This is a genomic window from Burkholderia sp. Ac-20345 (assembly GCF_017104825.1).
In the GTDB taxonomy this organism is placed as follows: Bacteria; Pseudomonadota; Gammaproteobacteria; order Burkholderiales; family Burkholderiaceae; genus Burkholderia; species Burkholderia lata_B.
This window is the reverse complement of record NZ_JAAGPO010000007.1, coordinates 30,279-50,813: the sequence shown is the minus strand read 5'-3', so window position 1 is coordinate 50,813 and position 20,535 is coordinate 30,279. Positions and strand designations below refer to the sequence as shown.

Here is a 20,535-nt window from a genome sequence, read left to right as displayed (position 1 = left end):
CAGTCGATTCTCACCATCCGGTGATTCTAAACCCATGCGGGGCATCTCGGCCCTGGTGGGCGTGTGCTTCGCGGTTCATTGGAGCACACATGAAACAGCAAAACATCAAGTCGTTCATCGCCCCGATTCTCGTGGGGAAGGTCTTTCCGTACGCAGTCTTGGTCAAGGCAACCGATGCCGATGGCCCGGGTGAGTACGAGGCCAATGGACTGATGTACGAAAACGGTCACGTGCTGATCGAATACCCGTTCCGTCGTCCGGGGCAGAGTATCGAGCAGGCCACGGTCGAACGCGGCGATCCGGCGAATCAGAACCAGATCGATATCACCACGGCCGTGTTGCCCGACGGGACCGAACTGACCCGCGGCGAGGCCTGGGATGAGGTCGCGTATCCGTCGAGTTGGGCCGATCGCGTCAAGGCGGCGATCGCGGCTCACGGCGAAGCGTCGTTCCTGCGCGGCGACCATCGTCTTTCCGACGATGGGCACGCGGAAGGTGCCCGGCAATCTGCCGAGCTCAATCAGGCCGAAGACAATCTGTACCGTCTGCTCGGTCTGAAGGCGAACGTCGACGAGGAGCGCACCAGCATCAAGGTGGCGGTCCTTTGCGAAAACTCGCAAGGCGTTCCCGAGATCCGCACGTTCGAATTGCCCGTTTCCGATGTCGATATCGACGAGGGCGAGCACTACGACGTCGCGATCGAGCGTGCCGTCGCGGAAGGCTACGGCGGCAAGATGGTCGCGTTCGACGAACACGACCACGCCGCGCGGCACCTCTTCGAGACGGCGGCCTGGTTCAGGAAGTAATCCACCTTGTTTTCAACCCTTGCGGGATGCGTTCCCGCAGGGAGCGCTTCTCGCACGTCCCCCTGGAGAAGCATATGAAATCCCTTCAAGGCATGGAGATTCGCAAGCTGGGCAGCAACAAAGGCACGCCGCGGCTGTGGATCGAAGGCTCTCAGGCGAGCCGTGCTGGCTTCCTGCCGGGCATGAAGCTCAAAGCCAAGCTCGACGAGGACCGCTGCATGTTGGTCCTCGAGGCGTCGGACGACGGCGAGCGTGTCGTATCCAAGAAGGTCGTGCGTGAGCGCGAGGTTCCGGTGATCGACATCCAGAATGAAAGCCTCCTCGGCATCTTCGTTCGCATGGGCCTGACGGCCGTCCGCATCGTGGTGCAGCTGCGCCGAATCTTCGTGCTTCCGATCGCATCGGAAGTCCGCGCGAAGGAACGGCTCGACCGGCTGAAGTCGAAGCTCGAGAATGACGAACCGCTGCTCATGGGTTCGTTCTCGTCGGGAATCGGCATCCTCGATCGAGCCGCTCATACGGGGCTGGAAGAGGCAGGCATCCGCTCGCGGCTGGCACTCGCGAACGAGATACGGGACGATTGCATGGAGCATGCGATCGAGCACAACCCGGTTTTCGACGCGCAGACCATCCTGCTGACGGCTCCGATGCAGGAAGTGGTGTTCGACAGCTGGGTGATGTCTCAACTGCCCAAGCTTGACGGCATGGTGCTCGGTATCCCGTGCAGCGGGGCATCGAACGCTGGGCGAACGAAGCGCAAGCTTGAGTTCCCGGAGTCGCACCCGGACGTTGGGCATCTGATCGTACCCGCACTGGCGGCGGTGGCTCAAACCTCGCCGGCCTTTGTTGCCATCGAGTGCGTGCCCGGCTGGCTGAACACGGCGTCGGCCGCGATCGCGCGCTCGATGTTCCGAGACCTCGGGTATGTCGTCTACGAGACGGTGCTGAATGCGGCCGAATGGAACATGCTCGAGCATCGTGAACGCATGTGCATGATCGCGGTCACGCAGGGCGTCGAGTTCTCCTTCGATCTGGTCGAGCGGCCCGAGCCTCAGGCTCGCAAGCTGGGCGAGATCATGGAGGTCGTCGCGCTGGACGATAAGTGCTGGTCGCCTCTCACGTACCTGAAGGACAAGCAGGAACGCGACGAAGCGGCAGGGAAGGGATTCAAGATGACGATCGTCAACGAAGAATCTCCCAAAGTGCCGACGCTCAACAAGACGCTCGCGAAGCGTCAGAGCACCGGAACCTTCCTGCAGCATCCGGCCGACCCGGATCTTCTCCGCATTCCCACGGTACGCGAGCATGCTCGCTGCAAGGGGATTTGGGAGGATCTCTTGCAAGGAGTCACGCAGACGTTCGGTCATGAAGTATGTGGCCAGGCCGTCAGCGTTCCGCCTTTCGTATCGGTTTTCAAGGCCCTCGGCCATGCGTTGCTGGCGTTCAAACAAGCGACGTCGATTTCATTTACGTCGTTTGTGCGGGCCGAGGCTGTCGCGGCATAAGTTGCATCCACCCTTGGCGGGACATCGCTTCCGCAAGGGGGATGCTCGCTTCACTTTTACCCATGCGGGGACGCGCTCCCTGCCGGGACTGCTTCCCGCAGATTTTCTGAGAGAAGCAGATGAGAGCCGCAAAACAACCGAAGTTCGTCCGGTCCAACAATTTCCTGACCCGATTCGCTCACGCATGCGGGTACCTCGATAGTGCGACGCTGAACGACGACCGTCAGGCCATTTCGTTGGGTGTTGACGGGCCTTGCTATCACGTGAAAGCGCGGCCGTACAACGGCCATGCGCGCGTGTGGGAGTGCTTCGAGCTTGAAGAACGGGGAGACGCGGTCAAGTTGTTCCGCCGCCTCATTCGTGAACGCAGTGCGAAGCGCAACGTCAACCGCACGTATTCCTGACCACCCGACTGGGCGCTGCCGTCTGGAGATTCAGGCAGGGCACCTGTCAGCAGTGGTACGGAAAGTCACATTCAACCCTCGCGGGATTTCGCTCCCGCTGGGGGTGATGCTCGCGAATTCGGCCTCACGGCCATGGAGAGCATCTTGGAAGCACTAAACGGTCGGCCTCCACAGCAGCAGTTGCTGTTCGAGGTGGATCCTCCTGCGGATGCCGACCCACCGGTCGCGTTTGATCCGCATGCATACGACAAGTATGTCGTCATGTTCAGCGGGGGCAAGGACTCGGCAGCTACCGTCCTGCACCTGCTCGATATTGGCATCGATCCGAGTCGCATCGAGCTCTGGCATCACGACGTCGACGGGCATGGTGAATCCTTCATGGATTGGCCGGTGACCAGCGACTACTGCCGGCAGTTCGCAGCGGAATTCGGTTTGCCGTTGTACTTCAGTTGGCGAGAGGGCGGTTTTCTTCGCGAGATGCTTCGCGAGAACCAGTCCACCGCGCCGGTCATGGCCGAAACGCCGGACGGGTTGATTCAGGCCGGCGGAGCAGGGCCGCAGAACACGCGACGCAAGTTTCCGCAGGTCACGGCGGCTCTGTCTCAGCGTTGGTGCTCAGCCAGCCTCAAGGTCGACGTCGGCGCCGCGGCGATGCGGAACCAGCATCGCTTTTTGGGTATCCGCACCCTCGTCTGTACGGGGGAGCGCGCTCAAGAGTCCGCAGCGCGGTCGAAGTACCTTGCCAACGAGCCGGATCGTTGCCACACGCAGAGCCGGCACGTCGATCACTGGCGTCCGGTACTGCAGTGGTCCGAGGAGCAGGTGTGGGACATCATGAAGCGTTTCGGTGTACGTCCGCATCCGGCGTACTACCTTGGTTTCAACCGTGTGTCCTGCGCGCATTGCATCTTCTCGGACTGCCACCAGCGGGCGACCGAGCGAAAGCTGATGCCGGTGCGCTTCGTGCGGATCGCCGATCTCGAAAGTGAGTTCGGTCTCACGATTCACCGCACGAAGTCGGTTCATCAACTGGCCGATGAAGGCACGCCGTACGGGTATGAGGAAGAGACCGCTGCCCTTGCGCTCTCAACCGAATATACGGTGCCAATTCGGATCGCCACGACCGATTGGACGCTGCCGTCCGGAGCCTTCAAGCAGGGCGCCGGTCCGCAGTGATGTGAAAAGCAGTTCGCAGCAAACCAAGCCCGCGCGTCTTCTCTCTTGAGAAGGCCGCGGGCTTTTCCGTTCAGGAAATCCCCCGTTATTTGTGAACGTTTATCGATTGTTCACGTGAACTGTCTGACGGAAAATTTCGCATTATGCAAAGCGTCGCTCCCCGATCCGTTCCCCCGCGCAACGCCCTCGATTGGGTGCGGGAGGGCGCTCGCCTGGTGTGGCGAAAAATCATCGTACATGTGGCGGGTTCCCGAGACGACTTCCTCGGCGTTCCGCCGCAGTAGATGCCTAAAACGATTCCGGTCGAGAGCCTTCCGGCTTAACGACTGGCCACGGAGTGGACATGGCAGGGCAGTACTGGATCGATGCGGTTCAACACGAATTGGCGGTCGGGCTTCTGCGCGAGGCGCTGAAGCACATCAGTGACAAGCCATGGGAAGAGTCGACGCTGCTCCATGCGCGGATTTCGGAATTTCTGGGCGAGCCCATCAAATACGCGGATGCTGTTGTGCTTGCCCGGGCGGGCCGGCTTTGACCAAGGGAATCGAGCAGCTGTAACCGGTGGGGAACACACCCGGATCCTCACTCCCCCTTGAATCGGGATCTCCCCCTGATACGGTGGTACCACCCGGATGACAACCCGGCGCAGTAAAATGCCGAGCCGCTGGTTGCGCCGCATGGATCGCTCCGGTGCGGCGCGCAGTCCGCTCGAGTGAGCGGGATCACCTATTTCTGAGGCCACTATGCCGTTTCTCGCTATCACCGCCTTCCTGATGTACGCGAATATCTTTGCCGCCATCCGGCAAATCGGAAAGCCGGGGAAGGGACCTCTGATCGGCGGCGCGCACATGCTGACGTGCCTGGTGGCATCGATCGCCTTCCTCGGTGGAACGGAGCTGATTCAGTTCAACCTGTTTGGCGGCATCGGCGGAGCTGCCTACAACTGGACGCCGCTGGCGTATTTCGTCGTCGGCTTGCTGAGCCTGATCCTGTTCGGGATCAAGTTCGTTTCGGCCGCGCGGGCCGGCCAGTCGGGCGGGAATCTGAGGTTCGGCCTGTCGCTTTGGGCGGTCTTCGCAGCTCTCTATGTCTGCGGGACCGCCATCGACCACTGGATTTTCTTTCGTGACGTCAACAGATCCGGCTCGATGGACGTCGGCTTCACGGGTGAGCAGATGACCTGCAGTGGCGACGAGATCCTTGTGCGCCTGAAGGCCGATACCGCTGTCTATCGGTGCCCGAAATCGATCAGGCTGGGGCGCGACTACGCCCAGCCGTTCGTGCCGTGGCCGAGCTACGTGCAAGGCGAGAGCGCCAAGCTCAAGGCGAACGTCGATGCGGTGCAAAAGGCGGCTGCCGAGTCGAAAGACGGCGTCGTACATCTGCCGGACGGCGTGACCAAGTATCTGTCGCAGCCAACGCAAGACTCGAACTGACCTGTGCGGCATCGAGGAACTTCGCGTCAGGAATTCCGCGATATACTGATGCCTGATTTTCGACGGTAGCTGGACCGAAACCAGCCCAAAACGCACTATTTCGTGCACAACCCTAGCGGCGCAGCTTCCCGCCGGGGGCCTGCTTCGCACTTTTCAGGAGCAGGATATGTCTCAATCCACCGTGGTTTCCCGTCGGGGCATGGTCCCGTTCAATGTCACGTTCGAGGCGACGGGCTTTACCGACGCCGATCTGTGCACTCGCGAGTTCGCTGACGAAGAAGCGCGAGGTTTCAGCCAAGTTGCTATGACCGAGGGGCAGTTCCCGGCCGGAATCCTTTCCGTCGTGCGGGGATGGATTTCGGAAGACGATGCGCAGGAGCCGACCGATCGCAAGGTGTTCGTCTGCGTTATGTTGCGGGTATACGCCACGAGCGTCGACAATGCGTCTCGCACGGCTCCGCCGGCGGTACTGCTGGCGCGAATCGTAGACGCGATGGCGTCCACCGAAACCGGTGAATGCATGGTGAGCCTCGAAGGCAACTGGACGGTCACGGAAGTCGCTCCGCTCGATGTGGAAGCCGCAGGGCAGGCAGCAGAGGATGCGGTCAAGCTACGGCGCCAGGCAGCAGACCTGTTGCGCCGCGCGGCAACGGTCGACGGCCTACAGCCGTTCCTGATCACGCACCGGCATAACTTCGGTGCTACCGCCTACATCGGCTGGTTCAAGGCTTCACCGAACGAGCAGGAAGCTGCGTCCATCTTGGATGCCAAGTTCGAGCCGGAACGCGATGAGGAGCTGAACGTCGAGTCGAACGTGACGGTAGAGGATCTCACCGGCACCTCGACGCCCATCAAGAAGCCGCATGCATCCGCGGCGTAGTCCACGCTGTACCAGAAAGCCACCGACCTTCGGGTCCGTGGCTTTTTGCTTTCTCGAGCAGGTCATGGTTCCGCGTTACTTCCTGTCTGGAAATTCCGATATACTTGACCCGCTTTCACTGGTAGCTGGACCATCACCCAGCCTGGCGGCACCGCCGCAATCTCATCAATCTGCCCTCGGGCAGTATCTCAACCCAAGCGGGGCAGTTACCCGCACGGGTAAGCCTGCTTCGCGACATCAGGAGCAGGAAAATGACGGAACCAACGGTCAAGCCCGAAAGGGATGGTGTCTATAACACCGAGAACTTTCCGACGTTCATCTGTAACCACGGCAATTGGGACATTTACACAAACTCCCGAGGCCATTGTGCCGCAATTCCAACGAGAGACGCCGCAGGGATTGGATGTAAAGCATCTCAGTTTGGAGACCGAGCATACGTGAAGGCAACCCTGCCGGCGGAATATGCCGCATGGGAAGCGCTTCAGCGTGAACTGCCTCATGTCGATGTCTATGTGCATGCGCACGGCGACCGCGGACAAGCCAGTGACCTCGAGCAGTTCATCAAGATCGCGGCTGACTCGATCGACCAGTTGCGCAAGGTGGACGTGTATCGCGTACTCAGTTCGGTACGTGCAGACAACATCGACGGCGTAACGCGGCTTGATCTGGCGACCTTCATCGCCGTAAAACGCGTCGATCTCGTCGATGAAGTTGCGGAGGTGATGGGCGAGGAATTCCCACAAGATGGCTGGGAGCGGACGGCGGTGTGCCAAAGCCTCGAACAGGCGAAAGCCCTCGGCTTCCACAGCGTCGCCGCAATGCGAGAGCATCAGGAATGGCTGAAGAAGAATGGCACGGCGGAGTACAAGTCGTGGGCTGCGTCGGTCGCGCACGAGCAGAAGCAATCGCGGCGCCATATCGAAGCAAAGCCGGCGGATCTCCAATCCGGGGACGTGCTGCCGTATCACCAGAACGAAGAGGTCAAAAGGGTGGAGCTGATCAACAGCCGAACCGTCTGTGTCTACTTCGTCAGCGGACGCGAGCGCAACTTCGACTCGAGCGTCATCCTCACCGCCGTACGCGTCGTAGCCTGAAGGTCACCCCAGGCGGGGCAATTACCCGCCCGGGTTTCTGCTTCGTGTCACTCAAGCAAGGAGAAAGAGAATGCACGAAACAAAGATCCCGCAGTCTGTTCAGTTCTACGTCAACCATGCGTTGAACGTTTTGCGCGAGCAGGAGGCGGCTCTTCACGGGGTGCAACTGGCGCGAGGGAATGGCCATATTTTGGCGTTGGAACTGCAAGATCGCGAAGGGAAGATCAAGCGGGCTATGGAAAGGCTTGATGAGTTTCGAGGCCACGCAGCCAAAAACGGCGTGGACGCTGACGCCTTCCTTAAGGAATGTGGCGGCGTTCCGGATTTCGAGAAGTTCGGATATCCGAAGCCGGTACTGATCCGTGGAATCGAGCAGGGCGCATACGATGCGACAGCATGCGGCATAAAGCTGGTAGGGCGCCCGATCCACGTTGGCGAGCGGGACCTGCTCATCGGTCGTGAAAACGCGATCCTTTCTGTGCGAGGGCCAACCGGGAATGTCGTTTTCAGCGTCTCGCCATCCGTTCCATGGACGGGTGACGCTATCGTCCAGTCGCTCAACCATGAGGGCGTTGTGCATGCCGTAGATGGCGACGTAGCGGATGCCTATCTCGGCGATTGTTGGATTGGCGGAACCGAGGTTTAACCGGCCACATCTGGAAAGTCACTTTTTACCCAAGCGGGGCAGTCACCCGCCACGGGGCCTGCTTCGCGTTACTCAGGAGCAGGAACATGACTCAAGCAGTTCAAGGTGCATCGTCTGGCCTCAAAGCCGGCACGCATTTCTTCGTATCGACGCCGGTCGTGATCGACGGTTACGAATGGCGATGCGTCGTTCGCCAAGGCGAGTCGGGCCGGCCGGAAAAGCATCACGAGTTCCGTCCTGTCGGCAGTCAGGCATGGCATGCCGATAGTGACTGGATGGGCTGCGACAGCCAGATCGGGGATCTCCCGGAATCGATCGCGCAGAAGGTCGATTCCCAGGTCAACGAGCAGATCACGAAGGCCATGTCAGGCGAGTTTGTCCCGAATGTCAACATGATCCGGGCGGCAGAGAACCTGCTGCTCTCGATGGCTCATGAGGATGTAGTCCGCCCGGTCGTCGTCGCGTACGAAACGGAGATCCTGACTCGGCATCAGTTTCGCATCGCAAGGAAGTATGTCGGGCATGGGTGTGAGGACGTGGTCATTCTCGACCGGAAGCGATCGTACATGCTGGAAGAGTCAGACTTCGCGATCTTCCTCAAGCAGTGTTTCGAGGCACGCGATGCGGCAGGGCTCAAGGTCAGAGCGTCGGACAACTGTCCGCTGCTCGAAGCTGAGAACACCCGCATGCAGGCCGAAAATCTGCTGCTGGAAGCGATGGCGGAGCTCCCGAGTCTGGCGGCGATCGGCAAGCCGTGGCTGACGCTCGAAGCCCGGAAACGGGCTATCGATCTGACGCTCGACATGCTGGCGCCGTTCTGTGGCGATGCCGACGGCATCATCAAACGACTCATGGCCGCATAACCTAGGTCTGAATCGTACCCAGACAGCCCATTCACCATTTCGGTGGATGGGCTGTTTGCGTTTGTGCACCCGCTTGTTCTGCCGGTGCCCGCTGCTATCATGGGCCGTCTATTGCCACGGAAACATGTCATGCCGCAACAGCCTGATCCGCATGCCTGCCGAATTTGCGGCCAGCATCTCGACCAGCCCGGGAAACCGGACACCGGTGACTGCGGCGGTGATTGCGTTCGGTGCATGGCGGACTACCGGGATCCGGACGCGCTGGAAACCATGCGCAAGGTCGAGCCTGACAATCCGAAATGGAAGCCGGCCAAGGATCACTGGCCGGGCCCTCAAATCGCCGTTGACTGTGACCCGGACCTGCAAGAGGTGGCACGGCTCACCACAATGATGCGGGATGTGTTCGATCGCGTGCTCTCTGCCAGCAACATCGCGAGAACTAGGGGGACATGCGCTTACGGCGCGATCCTGTTGCGAAACTCGCTCGATCAGTTCGGCAAGTGCGCGGTGGCCGTGCGCGGGGGCGATGGAGATCTCCGTGAAGGCGCCATCGACCAGGCTGGCATGTGGAATGGCCATTACTGGGTAGAAGGGAAAACACCGGGCGGCGTGAGCTTCGTCGCGGACATCACCGCCGACCAGTTCGGCTGGTCGAAGGCAGTCGTGCTTCCGATTGACCAGGCCGGCGAACGCTACCGGGCTGGCGATGATGAAATCGTCGCCGAAGCCGTGGCCGAGCTCGAGGCGCAGATTACCGCCGAAGCGCGAATGGCGATCCGGTGCGTCGATGACTGAGGGCGTGTTCGAAATGCTGCGCGCAGCGGTCAACATCGCGCGGTTCCAGCAGATCCGCAAGGTAACGGCGTTGAGGGCTGAGCTTGTCCGCAGGTTTCCGGACCGGAACGAGGATATCGACGACGCGATCCTGGCCTGGGCAAGCTACGAGCAGACGAAGGGGAGGCCGGATTGAGCCTGACCCGTGAAGAGGCGCTTGAGTCTGAGGGTCGCGCCTGCAAGGTGCCGGAGCCTACGGGTGGCTTCGTCTACGGTTACATCGTCGAGGTTCACCCGAACGGTGACTTCGTCAAGTTCCAGAAGGGCGTGTCGAGCCGTGTCAGCCCGCAATGGGTTCGGCGCGAGGACGTCATCCTGCAGCCGCTCGACGCTGAGGCCGGCGAGCAACTCCGTTTCCGGTTCGACCCTCCCTCCAACTGATCCCCCTTGAATCGGCTTCGATCGCCGGTAATCTGAAGGCGAAAGTACGCCCAGATGCGCTTCGTTTTCGAGCGGTCCAATCCTGCCGGATCCTCCAGAATTGAAAGGAAGCGGCCAGTGGGCGCGCGGTTTAGACGGGAGAGAGTGAGGGAACCCATGTTGAGAGCAGCAACCGTATATATCGAGCGCTACGAAGTCCGCGATGATTCTGCCGGAACGGTGGAAGATCATGGCCACGACTTCGACGGCGCGGATCAAGACTTCAACGAGAGGGTTGATGCAGTGAAGGCTCGCGGCGGAGATCCGTCCGATGTGACGCTGATCGCCGTGCTGGCCACCGGAGCTTGACGAGGTGCTGTCCACGATCCGCCGGATTCCATGGCAGGCGAAGGAAGCCGTTTTCGTCACCGGGCTGATGACGCTTCTGGGTGTCTGCTTTCCTGACGATGCGAATGCGTTTGCTGTGCTGTCGATCATCGTGTTGTTCGCGATCGAGGATCTTTGCAAGACCGCGTTGCGGATCGCGATCGAGGAGCAGACGGTCGGTCAGGCGCAGGAAGACGAACACCTCTATGTGATCTTGCCTCAATGCCGGTACAAACTGCTGGTTCTGCGCCAGGTGCTGGTGATGGGAGAGGCAAAGCTGGCGCAAGCCCGTAAGACGACCCGAAAGAACAAAAAGGACGATTGATGATTGGTGCGTTGCTGCTTTTCCTGGGGCTGGCGCCGGCGGGTGCGAGGTCGAACCCCTGCGACATGCCTGGTTGGACGATGGGCGAGAGCGTGGCGTTCGTCTGTGACATGAACGATGCCAAGAGAGAAGCGCAAAAGCGCCTGCCTCTCGAATACCACGGGGAGCGCAGCGAGGTGTCGTTCCGTGCTGCGCCGGTGGGCGGTAAACCGGGACTCGTCCTGATCGTGACGGACCGAATCGTGCCGGTGGAAGATGCGCCCCGCGAGGCTGAGCTGCTTTGGGTGGACGAGCAGGGCAAGGTGCATGGCGCAAATGACGCGTGGAACATGCCGATCGCCGCGGCTGGTTCGTCGTCGAAGCCGGCAGGCACGGTAGTCTATCTCGTGAATGCGCCTGTTCCGGTTTCGAAGATGTCCTCCGTGGCGGGCGAGCCGCCTCAACCCGTTCAGGATGCGTTTGCTCGGGCCGAATTGACGGCCGTGGAACCCGCGAGCACTCCCTGCACCCGACGTTGCACCGGTACCTCTCTGCGGTGAGAGCTCTGGTTTCGGATCGACGAGCACACGCGGCTGGTGCATAGCACGCAGCGGCAGGTTGCGATGGCGGCGAACGCATCCCGAACGGGTTTCATTTTTGCGCGTCGGCGATGGCGGCGCGCGAGTGCCCCCGATTCTTTCCGACTAAGCGGGCAAAAAGCACACACAATCGCGCAAATCCCCCCTATTTTGCAGCCTGTTTCCGAATTGTCGGATTTTTCCCGATCCCGATAATAGGTGGCTGATTCCACATCAGCCTAAGGCTTGTCCATGAAATTCGTGAAGGCGACGCTGGCAGTTTCCTTCCTGATCGCGGGTCCGGTCGCTGCACAGACACAGCAGACGGATCTGCCGCATCCCTGCCAGTCGAGCACCGGCCAATGGACGCTCTGCATCGGCGACAGTCCGATCGACACCACGGGAAATCGCGTCGACATGGCCAACGAGGTTCAGCAAGTGAACTCCGCGTTGGCGCCGTTGCGGCAGAAGATCACCGAATTCGTCCAGACCGAGCACCAAGCCGCTACAGCCGGTCGGTGAGCGGTCACGCATCAAGCTTAATGAGGATCACCAATGGATACCGCTGTCGCTCTCCAGAAAGAACGTCATGTCGAGGACGTGGTCTTGCCCGAGTTGGCAGAAGGTCAGCAGTGGACCTGTGAGAACGGTTGCGGGAATTGTCGCCCCGATCAGGCAGATTTTGAATATTCCCGAGACGAAACCCAGGACGGCGTTCTGCTGAGCAGCAAGACCTGCAAGGTCTGGGTTAGCCACTGCTGCAAGGCAAATCTGGTGTTGTGGGATGAACGGAACGAAGTGGAAGTCGCGTGGGCGGGCGGGGATTTGAATCTGGATGGCCTCGTGTCGAATCGCGACGTTTTCCCGGATTGAGCGGGCCAGATTTGCTCAGCCATCTATGAACAATTTTTGAGGAGTGAAGTGATGAAGTTGAACGCTACGTGTCGCCTCGGTGCTATCGGGGCCGTGCTCGCTCTCGGCATGTGCGCTGCTGCGAATGCGCAAAGTGTGACGAGCAGCAAACCTGCCGCCACCGATGTGAAATTCGACAGCGCCTGTACGGTCAGCGGGACTATCACGCTGGATGCCAGCGGCGCCATCGTCGAGTGCCGGGACAAGAAGTGGGAGGCGCCGGCCGCTCGGGCCGTGTCGCCGGCAAGCTACAAGGTCGTGATGCTCACGGTGACCGTCCAATCGAAGAACGAGAGACTGGCGAGCGTCCCGTTGGTTCTGCGTGACGGGAAGTCGGCTCACTACCGGTCAGTCACCCAGGGGACCTACGTCAGCGATGTGGGGCCGTGCAAAAAGGAAGATTCGTCGACGGCCGGCGGAGGGATTGCGGGCGGGACGTCCCCGAGCGGTAACGAAATGTGCGTGACCACCTCGCCGCTGGTTACTGGACTGGAAATCGCCGCGGAGCCGCATGTGCTTGAGAACGGCGACGTCGTGCTCGATCAGAAGGCTTCCAACAGCCAACTGAGCTCGCTGGAGAACGTCACCAACGAGCTGGGTACGGTGCAGATTCCGAAGACGTACACGTGCGGCTTCGAATCCGCAGTGAGGCTGAAACCGGACGTTGATACGGTCATCGAGACCTGTTCGCACGATTCGATGGCGCAAACCATTTCTGTGCTGGCCAAGGTGGTCGACAGAAACTCGACCACTGCGCAGTGATCCGAGCGGGCTGGCGGACGCGCACCGTGATCTGCCAGTCGCAAGCAAGCTCTGCTTTGAACTGGAACGTGCGCGCTTGCATGTCGCCGGCGTGACTTAACCTGGAGTGACACATGAATCGCAAACCCACCCGAGCCCTTTTCGCACTGAGCGCCGCCCTGATGTTCGGCTACTGCGCCACGGCGTCGGCGGACATTCCGTCGGTGTCGGCAAACGCCAAGGTTGTGCAGATCACGCTGAGCATAAAGGGCGACAAGGCGACCTCGGTCGTGCTGACCGCGGCCGACGGCGTGAGCACCAACGTCGACGAGCACACCAGCATCTCCTACGTCAGCGCGATCGCTCCGTGCAAGGACAATCCGGCCAAGACCTGCGTGTCGTACGCGGATCTCAAGACGGGCTTCGACTTTGGCGTGCTGCCGCGCGTGCTGCCGAACGGTGAAGTGCTCCTCGATCTCGTGTATGACAGCGCCCGTCTGAACTCCATGCGCGACTTCAAATCGGACCTTGGCACGATCCAGCTTCCCGACGTGTCGAAGAATGGTTTCAAGTCCGCGGTCAAGGTCAAGGCTGGCGTCGAAACCGTCGTCAACTCCGCGACCGACGCGAACGGCAAGCAAGACGTCGCTGTGACGGTCAAGCTCGTCGATCCGAAGAACGGCGACGCGATCTGATTCGTCGTCGGCTGGCAGGGGGCAATGCGACCTCCTGCCAGCTTTTCGTTTTCTCTGGGACGTCTCTATGAGCAAGCTAGGCAACCGGATCGCGCTGCTGGCACCCAAATGGCATGAACGTGTCCTGAGGATAGCGTGCGATGGGGCGTCATGGCTTGCAGTCGCGGCGGTAGTTCTCCTCTTGCTTCCGCGTCCCCCAATTCAGGGAACCCTCACGCTTGACCTGTGTGCCGATATCGTGTTGGTGGGCCTCTTGTGGATCGGGCTGACGCAGTTGATCCAACCTGACGGCCGCAGGGCTCTGGTCCGGGCTCTCGCACTCGCGGTCATCGTTCTCTTCTTGAGCCTTGGCGCTCCGGATATCTCCGCGCTACTGTCCGCGTTGAGTGGCTCGCCACGAGCGGCAATACCAGCTCTGGCGGCCGTTGCTGTTGTTGCTGTGGTGGAATCCTTGGTGACCAAGCGTCGATCTACTCCGGTCGCCAAGAAAGTGGCCGTGCGGCCCTACACGCAATCCCCCCAGGAAATGCGGCGCGTCGCAATCCATGAGGCCGGCCATACGCTGCTTTACAGGCTACTCCCCGAACGGCCCAGCGACATGCGTGTCGTGGTCCGTCCGGTGATCGACGAAGAGAGCTCAAGAGGCGGGGAGGTCCTGCTGACTCCAATGCAGGTACCGGCAACATACGCCTATGTCGCGATGCTGATCGATCTGGCCGGCCTCGAGGCGGAATTTGCAGTGTTGGGCTCCCGCGGCAATGGGGGCACTGACGACTACGCCGAATGGATCAATCTGGCGACGGGGTTTGCCATCGCCGGAAGCGCGGGAGCCTTCTACCGTTGCCCGGTTACCTTCTGGCAACGGCAGATCAACCGGGACACGATCAACGCCCTTCAGGAACGTCAGCGGAAAGATCTGCGCGAATTCTTCGTCGGCAACCGGGATTTGTTGGTCGAACTGGCCGATGACATCCTCGCGCGTGGCGAACTCGGCCACGAGCAGATCGCCGACTACCTCGATCGCGTCGACGTCCGTCCGCTTGCATATCGGATCCCATCCTAACTAACGGAACCTCGCTCGCGAGTGAGCGACGTGCCTTGAATCGGGGTGCCGCTCCAGTACGCTGGTTCCGTGAGCAGTATCAACCCCTACTCGATACCCGAAGGGAATCCCGTGGACAATCATCTCGCATCGGATCCAGCCGCAACTGGTTTCCCGGAAGGGGAATCATCCGCGATCGTTGTGTCATGCCCTGGCGAAGGGTGCGGTGCGCGGATCTGGATCGGAGAGTCGCAGCTTCACCGTCGCGGCCGCCGCGCCGGAACGGGCTGCAAGGGAGATGGTTCCTGCGCGCAGTGTGGTTGCCGCGTTCACGTCGAGATGGACGGCCTAGGCAGGATCAGCGTCGAGAAAGAATTGGACGCGGATCATTCCGCCAGCATTTCACCGTCGCTTTAGTCGCTGCTTCATACCGGTTCGCCAAACCGGGGGGCGATTCCGGCTACATTCCCCCCGCAAATCGTTGTTTTCTCAGACTTGTTTTCGCGGCGAGCCGGTGTAGATTACCTCTTAACTTCTTGCCAAGAAGTGATTTGTTGCGTAGTCCACCCCCCTGCATGAACGCGCTTTGGCGCGTGGACCGTGGCTCCTCCCGAATCGGCAAGATCATTTTGGGGAATCATCATGGCGACGAACGCTCAAGCTCAAATGCGCTGCCGGCTTTGCGGCTGCACGCTGGATGCCGGGGAAGGCGACAACTTCGAGATCGCGGTCTGCGGGTCATGTGAGAGTCGACCGGAAGCGCGCAAACTCGGAAAGCCGCTCAAGCTCGTGACGCCCGAAGGGACCGCGAGTCAGACGCCGGCCCGTGATTTCACGCCGGCGGAAAAATCTCTCGCTCGAAAGATGAGCAGTTACCTGCCAATAGCGGAGGTACTCGGCATCCTGAACGAGCGTCTTGCATGCGATCTGGGCCCGGACGCCGCGCCCTACACAATGGAGCAGTTGAAGGCCGAACTCGGCGGCGGCGCGACGTCGGAAGCCGGGAAAGACTGGGCCAGCCTGCGCAAGATGCTGGCGAGGGCGAAGCGGGATGGGACGCTGGATCGGATCGACGAGCAGTTGATCGACGATTTCGCGGTCGTCTATTCGCTCAATTCCAAGCAGGTTCTGACCATCAAGGAAATCATTCTCGACGCGCGGGAGGACGGGGTATGACTCACTCAGTGATCCGACGGCCGGAAATGGCCAATGCGACTCTCAAGCTCGGCGGTCGCGCCATCGATCTTTCGGAATACGCCATGACCGGCATTGTGGCGCTGGCCGTTGCGCCGCGCGGCAGCGGCAAGACGAATGCCGGAATGCTGATCGGGGAGCAACTGTCCGAACAGGGCTGGGTGAGCGTGTTCATCGATCCCGAAAGCGAGATGGAGTCCATGTACGGGGCGGCCGTTAGCGACCCGGACGAACTGAGCAAGCGACTGACGAAGCGCGACAAGCCGATCGTTGTCGTGCGAGCAAAAGACGCCACCGAGTTCGTCCCGTACGGCCGCGTGTTGCTCGATTGCGCCGACGAGTTCCGCAAGCCGCTCTTCATCATGATCGACGAAGGGCAACTTTTCAGCGCGACGCGCAAGCGCAAGGAAGACATCGGCGAGGCGACTGACATCATCAATGATCTCGTCGGTCGAGGCCGCAAGCGCGCAGTCGACATCATGATCACGGCGCTGCGTTACACGTCCTCGCTGAATCGTTCTGTGTTTAGCGACAAGAACCTGACGCTCATCGGTACGCAGGAAGACCCGACGGTCTGGTTCGCACTTGCGCCGCAGTTCCGCGGCTCGGGTATCGAGTTCACCGACCTCAACACGTTGGCGCCGGGCGAGTTCTATTGCATCAGCCGGCGCGGCATGGAACGCGTGCGCATGCCGATGGCGAAGGCCCTGAGCCAGGTCGCGCAGCGTGCGAAGCCGGTTCGCCGCTCGCTGCCGGCGACGTTCAGCCAGTGGAATCGGGCGATGGGGGGTATCTCTACCGACCGGCTGCTGCGGCTGCGCGACTCGGACACGATCAACGTACTCGGCGCGATCGCCGGGCTTTCGGCGCAGCAGATGCTCACCGGCGCCGCGGCGCTGAAGAACGAGCTCGAGGTCCGGGATGAAGCGTGATTGGCCTGCCTTGGCGCGGCAGGAGTGGAAATCCTTTGTTCTCGCTTACGGCTATCGGGCCAGCAGCTACTACCTGGGCGCGGTGGTCGACCAGGCTTGTGAGGATGTCGACGAGGTCAAGCGCGTCGGCGTTTGCGTTCGCCATGTGCCCTCGAAGACATTCACTGAGCTCTTCACGTTGTGGCACGGCCGCGCCCCGCTAGAGTCAGACTGGCCGATTCCGCTCAACATCAACGGCTACGAATGGCAACCGCCCGAACTGGCGCTGCTCGCAACGTTGGTTGGCCAGCTCAGCGTGCCCGAGATCGCACGTATGTTGACGGCGAGGCTGCGGAAACTGACCGGCGACCCTGAAGCCGCGCGTAGCAAAAACTCGGTCCAGTGCCGGATCAATGTCATTGGCATGCAAGCCGGCGATCTGATCGGCGGTCTGACTACGAAGCAGGCTGGAAACGAAATCGGCTCGCTCGCGATCATCAACCAGGCGATCGAGAAGAAGCATCTGAAGGCTGTGCGTGTCGGGCATCGCTGGGTGATCCCCTATGACGAGTGGGAGGCGTGGAAGAGTCGGCGCACTTTCCCGCCGGAAGGGTATGTGCTGCTTTCGACGCTGAAGGAGCCGCTTTCCATTCGGAGCGACAAGCTGTCGGAGTTCGCCCGGGCCGGTCACGTCCCGTCTGCAGTGCGTTGCAACCCGTACGGGACGAAGGGACCGTCGACGCAATTTGGTACATGGTGGGTCGATCCGGTGGTCGCCAAGCAATTGATCGCCGATCGACGCGCCGGAAAGCCGATGCCATGGCATGGGCAGGCCAACATGGACAACCTCAAGGTCACGCATCGGCTGTGGCAACAGCGCAAGCATCCGGAAGTGTGCGAGACCTGCCGGCATATCTGGGGAGAGGAAGGCGCTCCGAAAACTTTTGAGGACTACGTTCGTCGCTATCCACCTATCGAGCATGGGGCCAAGCGTCACCTCACCATGAAGTGGTCGCCGGGGCTTACCCTTCAGGAGGTCGCCGCGCAGTCCGGCCTGAATGTTGGGTATGTCCGGAGGGCAGTCCAGAACGGCATGATGGCCACGGCGACGGTCGGTCGGCGCGCTTATGTCTCGAAGACTGATGTGACCAGGTGGATCGCGCGGAAGTGTCCAAGCGGGGAAGGTGCGAAGTCCTGGATCTCTGTCGAAACGGCATGCGAGCAGTACTACTTCACGAGCAGGGAACTGCGGAATCTGATCGAAGACGGTACCCTGAAGTCGAAGATGGGAACGGCGGGCGCGGCCCGGGGAGTTGAATACGTCCTCCGGCAGCAGTGTGCTGATTTCCGTGCGAAGCACGGCTTTTCCAGGGAAAATGCGGCCCGTCGCTTGGGCGTGACACTCGAGCGCCTGGATCATCTGCTGGACGGCGTCAATTGGCGCGGCGCCGAGGGGATTCCATTGAGCACATTTCAAGCGGTGCAAAAGCGGCTGGAGTCCCGCGAAGGATACACGCTCCAGGAGGCCGCTGAGGAGCTCGGCACGTCGCTGGATTGGGTTATCGCTCGCAAGAACGATGGCACGTTCCGGGTATCCCGCGCCAAGTGGGATCAGCGCCGGTTATACGTTTCGGCGCCGATGCTCGAACGTCTGAGACAGGCACTGGTCGAGCCGAAGAAGGGCACCCGAAGCTTGTCGGACGAATGGTTGTTCCTTACCGACGCGGCAATGGAAGCGGGCGTTTCCGGGGCCACGCTCATCAAGTGGGCCGAATCGGGCACGCTCGAACGCCGCAAGTTCAAGGGCTGGTGGCGGTATCACCGCGAGGCAGTACGAGCCTGCGCACGCGAATACTGGAAGACCCAGCGATTATCGAGGCCGACCGTTCCGGAATGGCTCAAGGCCGAGATGGTTTCCGGTGATACGAACCGCATGGTGGCGTGAACACGCCGCTACGTGGTTGGAAGCGGCCGCCGTTCCTAACTGCTTCCAGTCGCTGAAAGACGGCCGATTGAGCGCGCGTTTTGCCGTTGTTCCCGAGAAAGGGTGGGCATATCCTGAATGCTCCCAGCAATCCAACCCCGGAATCGGAAATGCGCGTGCACGGTCTCACCCGGTCTTTTCTCTGCGTACTGTCATGGACGCCTTCGATATCGGTATTTGCCGATGTCGCGGCGTCGACGGTGCTGCCCTCGAATCGGGAACTGAAGATCTACCAGTAATGGCGCTTGGAGCGTGGCGCCGACGCAAACACAAAATCAAATTATGGAGGCGACCATGTTCAAGTTCCTTTCCAGATTTCGCAAAGCCGCCGCAGGCGAAACGGACCCCCTCGACGAAAGTGCGTGCATGGGGGACGATCCATATCTCGCGCAGATAGCGACGGCGCTGGTTCAGGGCGAGTCAACTGCGGAAAGTGGCGCTCATTCGACGATCCAGGACAAGGCCCGGCGGACTCGGAACGCAGATATTTCCTAATCGGAAACCGAGTTTTGGTGAGATTACGTCGGGATCCCTTCACATTCCCCCCCTGATTGCTCGCCCTTTTCCCATTGCGGGCAGTTTGGGCATCGCGTATTTTCGGTTCCAGCCGTCCGAAAAGTTCCTATCGGGAATTGATTCTGACGATAAATCTGGCCGCGCCCGCTACGCGCGATAGGAGAGAGGGGAATGAAATTCTTGAGCAACGTCGTCGCTCGATTCCGGGCTGACGCGAATTCGTACGTGTTTTGCGCGGTGGTCTCTACCCTGTTGGGGACGATCTTCCTATTCTTCATGTCGCAGGGACATCATTCGCGCCTGGCGCACATCGGTGTCGGTGTGTTGGCCGGCCTGATTGGCTCGCTTTCGGCCCTTGGTCGTGACCGCTATATCAACTCCCTCGCTCGAAGGTCCGACGAGAATCGGCCGCTCGAATGGGACGTCACGATCAACTCGGTCACAGTCGGCACCATCAGCGACAGTGACTATGCGGCGGTTCGCTATTACGTTTTCCGTGACAACCGGATCTGGCTCGCGCAGTTGTTTGCTGGCGTCAAGAACTTCTGGAATCTGACCAAGCAAACTGTTTTGGCGCTGCCTACCGCGCTCGTTTTGGGCGCGATCGCGCTTGCGTTGTTCGCCCCGAACGAGATCATTTCGATCTGCACGTCCATGGCCCACGCATCGCCGGATGAACTGTCGGCGTCCGTCTCCGGTGCTGTCTGGATGTGGATGACCCTTCTGGTGGTGGGCGTCGCACTTCGGATGAGCTTTTCGGGGCGGGTTTTCAATCTGAGCCTGACCAGTCAATTCGACGAGGCGATCGCGCTTGCGGTCCGCCGGCGGCTCGGCGTGGCCGCAGAAGGGGATGTTTGGCTTTCCCGGGTCCAAGACGGTCGCGATATGATCTTCTACGAAGACGACCGATGGGCGTTCGCGCGGGTCAAATCGTAAGCGATCTACCGGAGGGGAGACTTGGCTTCTCCCCTACACAAGGACTAACCATGCACCGCTATCAAGTGTTCGTACGGCGTGGCACCCGTGCGCCGAAATACGCCGTACCTTGGCACTGGCTTGCTTCCCTGATCGTCTCATTCTGCTGTCCGAACGGCAGCTACTGCCGCGTTGTTGATTCCAAGACGGACTCGACATTGCTTGAATGGGAGCGAGTGGGGAGCGCCCGCTGATTGAGCAACGAAGTATCTTCAGTGCCCGCGTGCTTGTAAGCGACCGGAAACCCCCCGGTTTTAGCGCGCGTTCCGCGATTGTTCCCGTCATCATCGAA

The 20,535-nt window shown here is 60.6% G+C and carries 25 protein-coding genes; all 25 read left to right on the top strand.

What is annotated here, in order from left to right; translation table 11 throughout:
• The first annotated feature begins 89 nt into the window (after window positions 1-89).
• Window positions 90-806 (top strand): hypothetical protein, encoded by a 717-nt coding sequence (locus tag G3O06_RS04825; RefSeq protein WP_205815213.1) that lies wholly within the window; start codon window positions 90-92, stop codon window positions 804-806.
• Between the two features lie 74 nt (window positions 807-880).
• Window positions 881-2,311: a DNA cytosine methyltransferase gene (locus G3O06_RS04820; protein WP_205815212.1), complete on the top strand. Its 1,431-nt coding sequence runs from the start codon at window positions 881-883 to the stop codon at window positions 2,309-2,311.
• Window positions 2,312-2,859: 548 nt separating this feature from the next.
• Window positions 2,860-3,891 carry a phosphoadenosine phosphosulfate reductase family protein gene (locus G3O06_RS04815; RefSeq protein WP_205815211.1) on the top strand — a complete coding sequence of 344 codons (1,032 nt, stop codon included), beginning with the start codon at window positions 2,860-2,862 and terminating at the stop codon, window positions 3,889-3,891.
• 343 nt (window positions 3,892-4,234) lie between these two features.
• On the top strand, window positions 4,235-4,426 hold the full coding sequence (locus tag G3O06_RS04810) for a hypothetical protein (RefSeq protein ID WP_205815210.1): 192 nt from the start codon (window positions 4,235-4,237) through the stop codon (window positions 4,424-4,426).
• 208 nt (window positions 4,427-4,634) lie between these two features.
• The gene (locus G3O06_RS04805) at window positions 4,635-5,327 is read left to right on the top strand and encodes a hypothetical protein (protein WP_205815209.1); all 693 of its coding nucleotides are present in this window, start codon (window positions 4,635-4,637) and stop codon (window positions 5,325-5,327) included.
• A 166-nt stretch (window positions 5,328-5,493) separates the two neighbouring features.
• Window positions 5,494-6,207, top strand: a complete 714-nt coding sequence (locus tag G3O06_RS04800; protein ID WP_205815208.1) for a hypothetical protein — start codon at window positions 5,494-5,496, stop codon at window positions 6,205-6,207.
• A 437-nt stretch (window positions 6,208-6,644) separates the two neighbouring features.
• Window positions 6,645-7,301: a hypothetical protein gene (locus G3O06_RS04795; RefSeq protein WP_205815207.1), complete on the top strand. Its 657-nt coding sequence runs from the start codon at window positions 6,645-6,647 to the stop codon at window positions 7,299-7,301.
• A 70-nt stretch (window positions 7,302-7,371) separates the two neighbouring features.
• Entirely contained in the window at window positions 7,372-7,947 is a 576-nt protein-coding gene (locus tag G3O06_RS04790) for a hypothetical protein (RefSeq protein WP_205815206.1), read from the top strand.
• A gap of 86 nt (window positions 7,948-8,033) precedes the next feature.
• Window positions 8,034-8,810 carry a hypothetical protein gene (locus G3O06_RS04785; protein WP_205815205.1) on the top strand — a complete coding sequence of 259 codons (777 nt, stop codon included), beginning with the start codon at window positions 8,034-8,036 and terminating at the stop codon, window positions 8,808-8,810.
• A gap of 129 nt (window positions 8,811-8,939) precedes the next feature.
• Window positions 8,940-9,605 carry a hypothetical protein gene (locus G3O06_RS04780; protein WP_205815204.1) on the top strand — a complete coding sequence of 222 codons (666 nt, stop codon included), beginning with the start codon at window positions 8,940-8,942 and terminating at the stop codon, window positions 9,603-9,605.
• Window positions 9,598-9,780, top strand: coding sequence for a hypothetical protein (locus G3O06_RS04775; protein WP_205815203.1), 183 nt, complete (start codon window positions 9,598-9,600; stop codon window positions 9,778-9,780). The genes G3O06_RS04780 and G3O06_RS04775 overlap by 8 nt, the downstream gene beginning before the upstream one ends.
• The gene (locus tag G3O06_RS04770) at window positions 9,777-10,025 is read left to right on the top strand and encodes a hypothetical protein (protein WP_081712843.1); all 249 of its coding nucleotides are present in this window, start codon (window positions 9,777-9,779) and stop codon (window positions 10,023-10,025) included. Before G3O06_RS04775 ends, G3O06_RS04770 begins: the two co-directional genes overlap by 4 nt.
• 156 nt (window positions 10,026-10,181) lie before the next feature.
• Window positions 10,182-10,373, top strand: a complete 192-nt coding sequence (locus tag G3O06_RS04765) for a hypothetical protein (RefSeq protein ID WP_205815202.1) — start codon at window positions 10,182-10,184, stop codon at window positions 10,371-10,373.
• A 4-nt stretch (window positions 10,374-10,377) separates the two neighbouring features.
• Complete coding sequence (locus tag G3O06_RS04760) at window positions 10,378-10,716, top strand: hypothetical protein (RefSeq protein ID WP_205815201.1); 339 nt, start codon at window positions 10,378-10,380, stop codon at window positions 10,714-10,716.
• Complete coding sequence (locus tag G3O06_RS04755) at window positions 10,716-11,255, top strand: hypothetical protein (protein WP_205815200.1); 540 nt, start codon at window positions 10,716-10,718, stop codon at window positions 11,253-11,255. Before G3O06_RS04760 ends, G3O06_RS04755 begins: the two co-directional genes overlap by 1 nt.
• Before the next feature lie 270 nt (window positions 11,256-11,525).
• Window positions 11,526-11,795 carry a hypothetical protein gene (locus G3O06_RS04750; RefSeq protein ID WP_205815199.1) on the top strand — a complete coding sequence of 90 codons (270 nt, stop codon included), beginning with the start codon at window positions 11,526-11,528 and terminating at the stop codon, window positions 11,793-11,795.
• 33 nt (window positions 11,796-11,828) lie between these two features.
• Window positions 11,829-12,146, top strand: a complete 318-nt coding sequence (locus G3O06_RS04745) for a hypothetical protein (protein ID WP_205815198.1) — start codon at window positions 11,829-11,831, stop codon at window positions 12,144-12,146.
• Between the two features lie 51 nt (window positions 12,147-12,197).
• Complete coding sequence (locus G3O06_RS04740) at window positions 12,198-12,947, top strand: hypothetical protein (protein WP_205815197.1); 750 nt, start codon at window positions 12,198-12,200, stop codon at window positions 12,945-12,947.
• Between the two features lie 113 nt (window positions 12,948-13,060).
• Window positions 13,061-13,621: a hypothetical protein gene (locus tag G3O06_RS04735; RefSeq protein ID WP_205815196.1), complete on the top strand. Its 561-nt coding sequence runs from the start codon at window positions 13,061-13,063 to the stop codon at window positions 13,619-13,621.
• 67 nt (window positions 13,622-13,688) lie between these two features.
• Entirely contained in the window at window positions 13,689-14,684 is a 996-nt protein-coding gene (locus G3O06_RS04730; protein ID WP_205815195.1) for a hypothetical protein, read from the top strand.
• Between the two features lie 621 nt (window positions 14,685-15,305).
• On the top strand, window positions 15,306-15,839 hold the full coding sequence (locus G3O06_RS04725) for a hypothetical protein (protein ID WP_175026485.1): 534 nt from the start codon (window positions 15,306-15,308) through the stop codon (window positions 15,837-15,839).
• 26 nt (window positions 15,840-15,865) lie between these two features.
• Window positions 15,866-16,789 carry a hypothetical protein gene (locus tag G3O06_RS04720; protein ID WP_205815194.1) on the top strand — a complete coding sequence of 308 codons (924 nt, stop codon included), beginning with the start codon at window positions 15,866-15,868 and terminating at the stop codon, window positions 16,787-16,789.
• Window positions 16,779-18,713 (top strand): hypothetical protein, encoded by a 1,935-nt coding sequence (locus tag G3O06_RS04715; protein WP_205815193.1) that lies wholly within the window; start codon window positions 16,779-16,781, stop codon window positions 18,711-18,713. Before G3O06_RS04720 ends, G3O06_RS04715 begins: the two co-directional genes overlap by 11 nt.
• Before the next feature lie 333 nt (window positions 18,714-19,046).
• Window positions 19,047-19,247 (top strand): hypothetical protein, encoded by a 201-nt coding sequence (locus G3O06_RS04710; RefSeq protein ID WP_205815192.1) that lies wholly within the window; start codon window positions 19,047-19,049, stop codon window positions 19,245-19,247.
• 192 nt (window positions 19,248-19,439) lie between these two features.
• Window positions 19,440-20,204, top strand: a complete 765-nt coding sequence (locus tag G3O06_RS04705; RefSeq protein WP_205815191.1) for a hypothetical protein — start codon at window positions 19,440-19,442, stop codon at window positions 20,202-20,204.
• Window positions 20,205-20,535 lie beyond the last annotated feature (331 nt).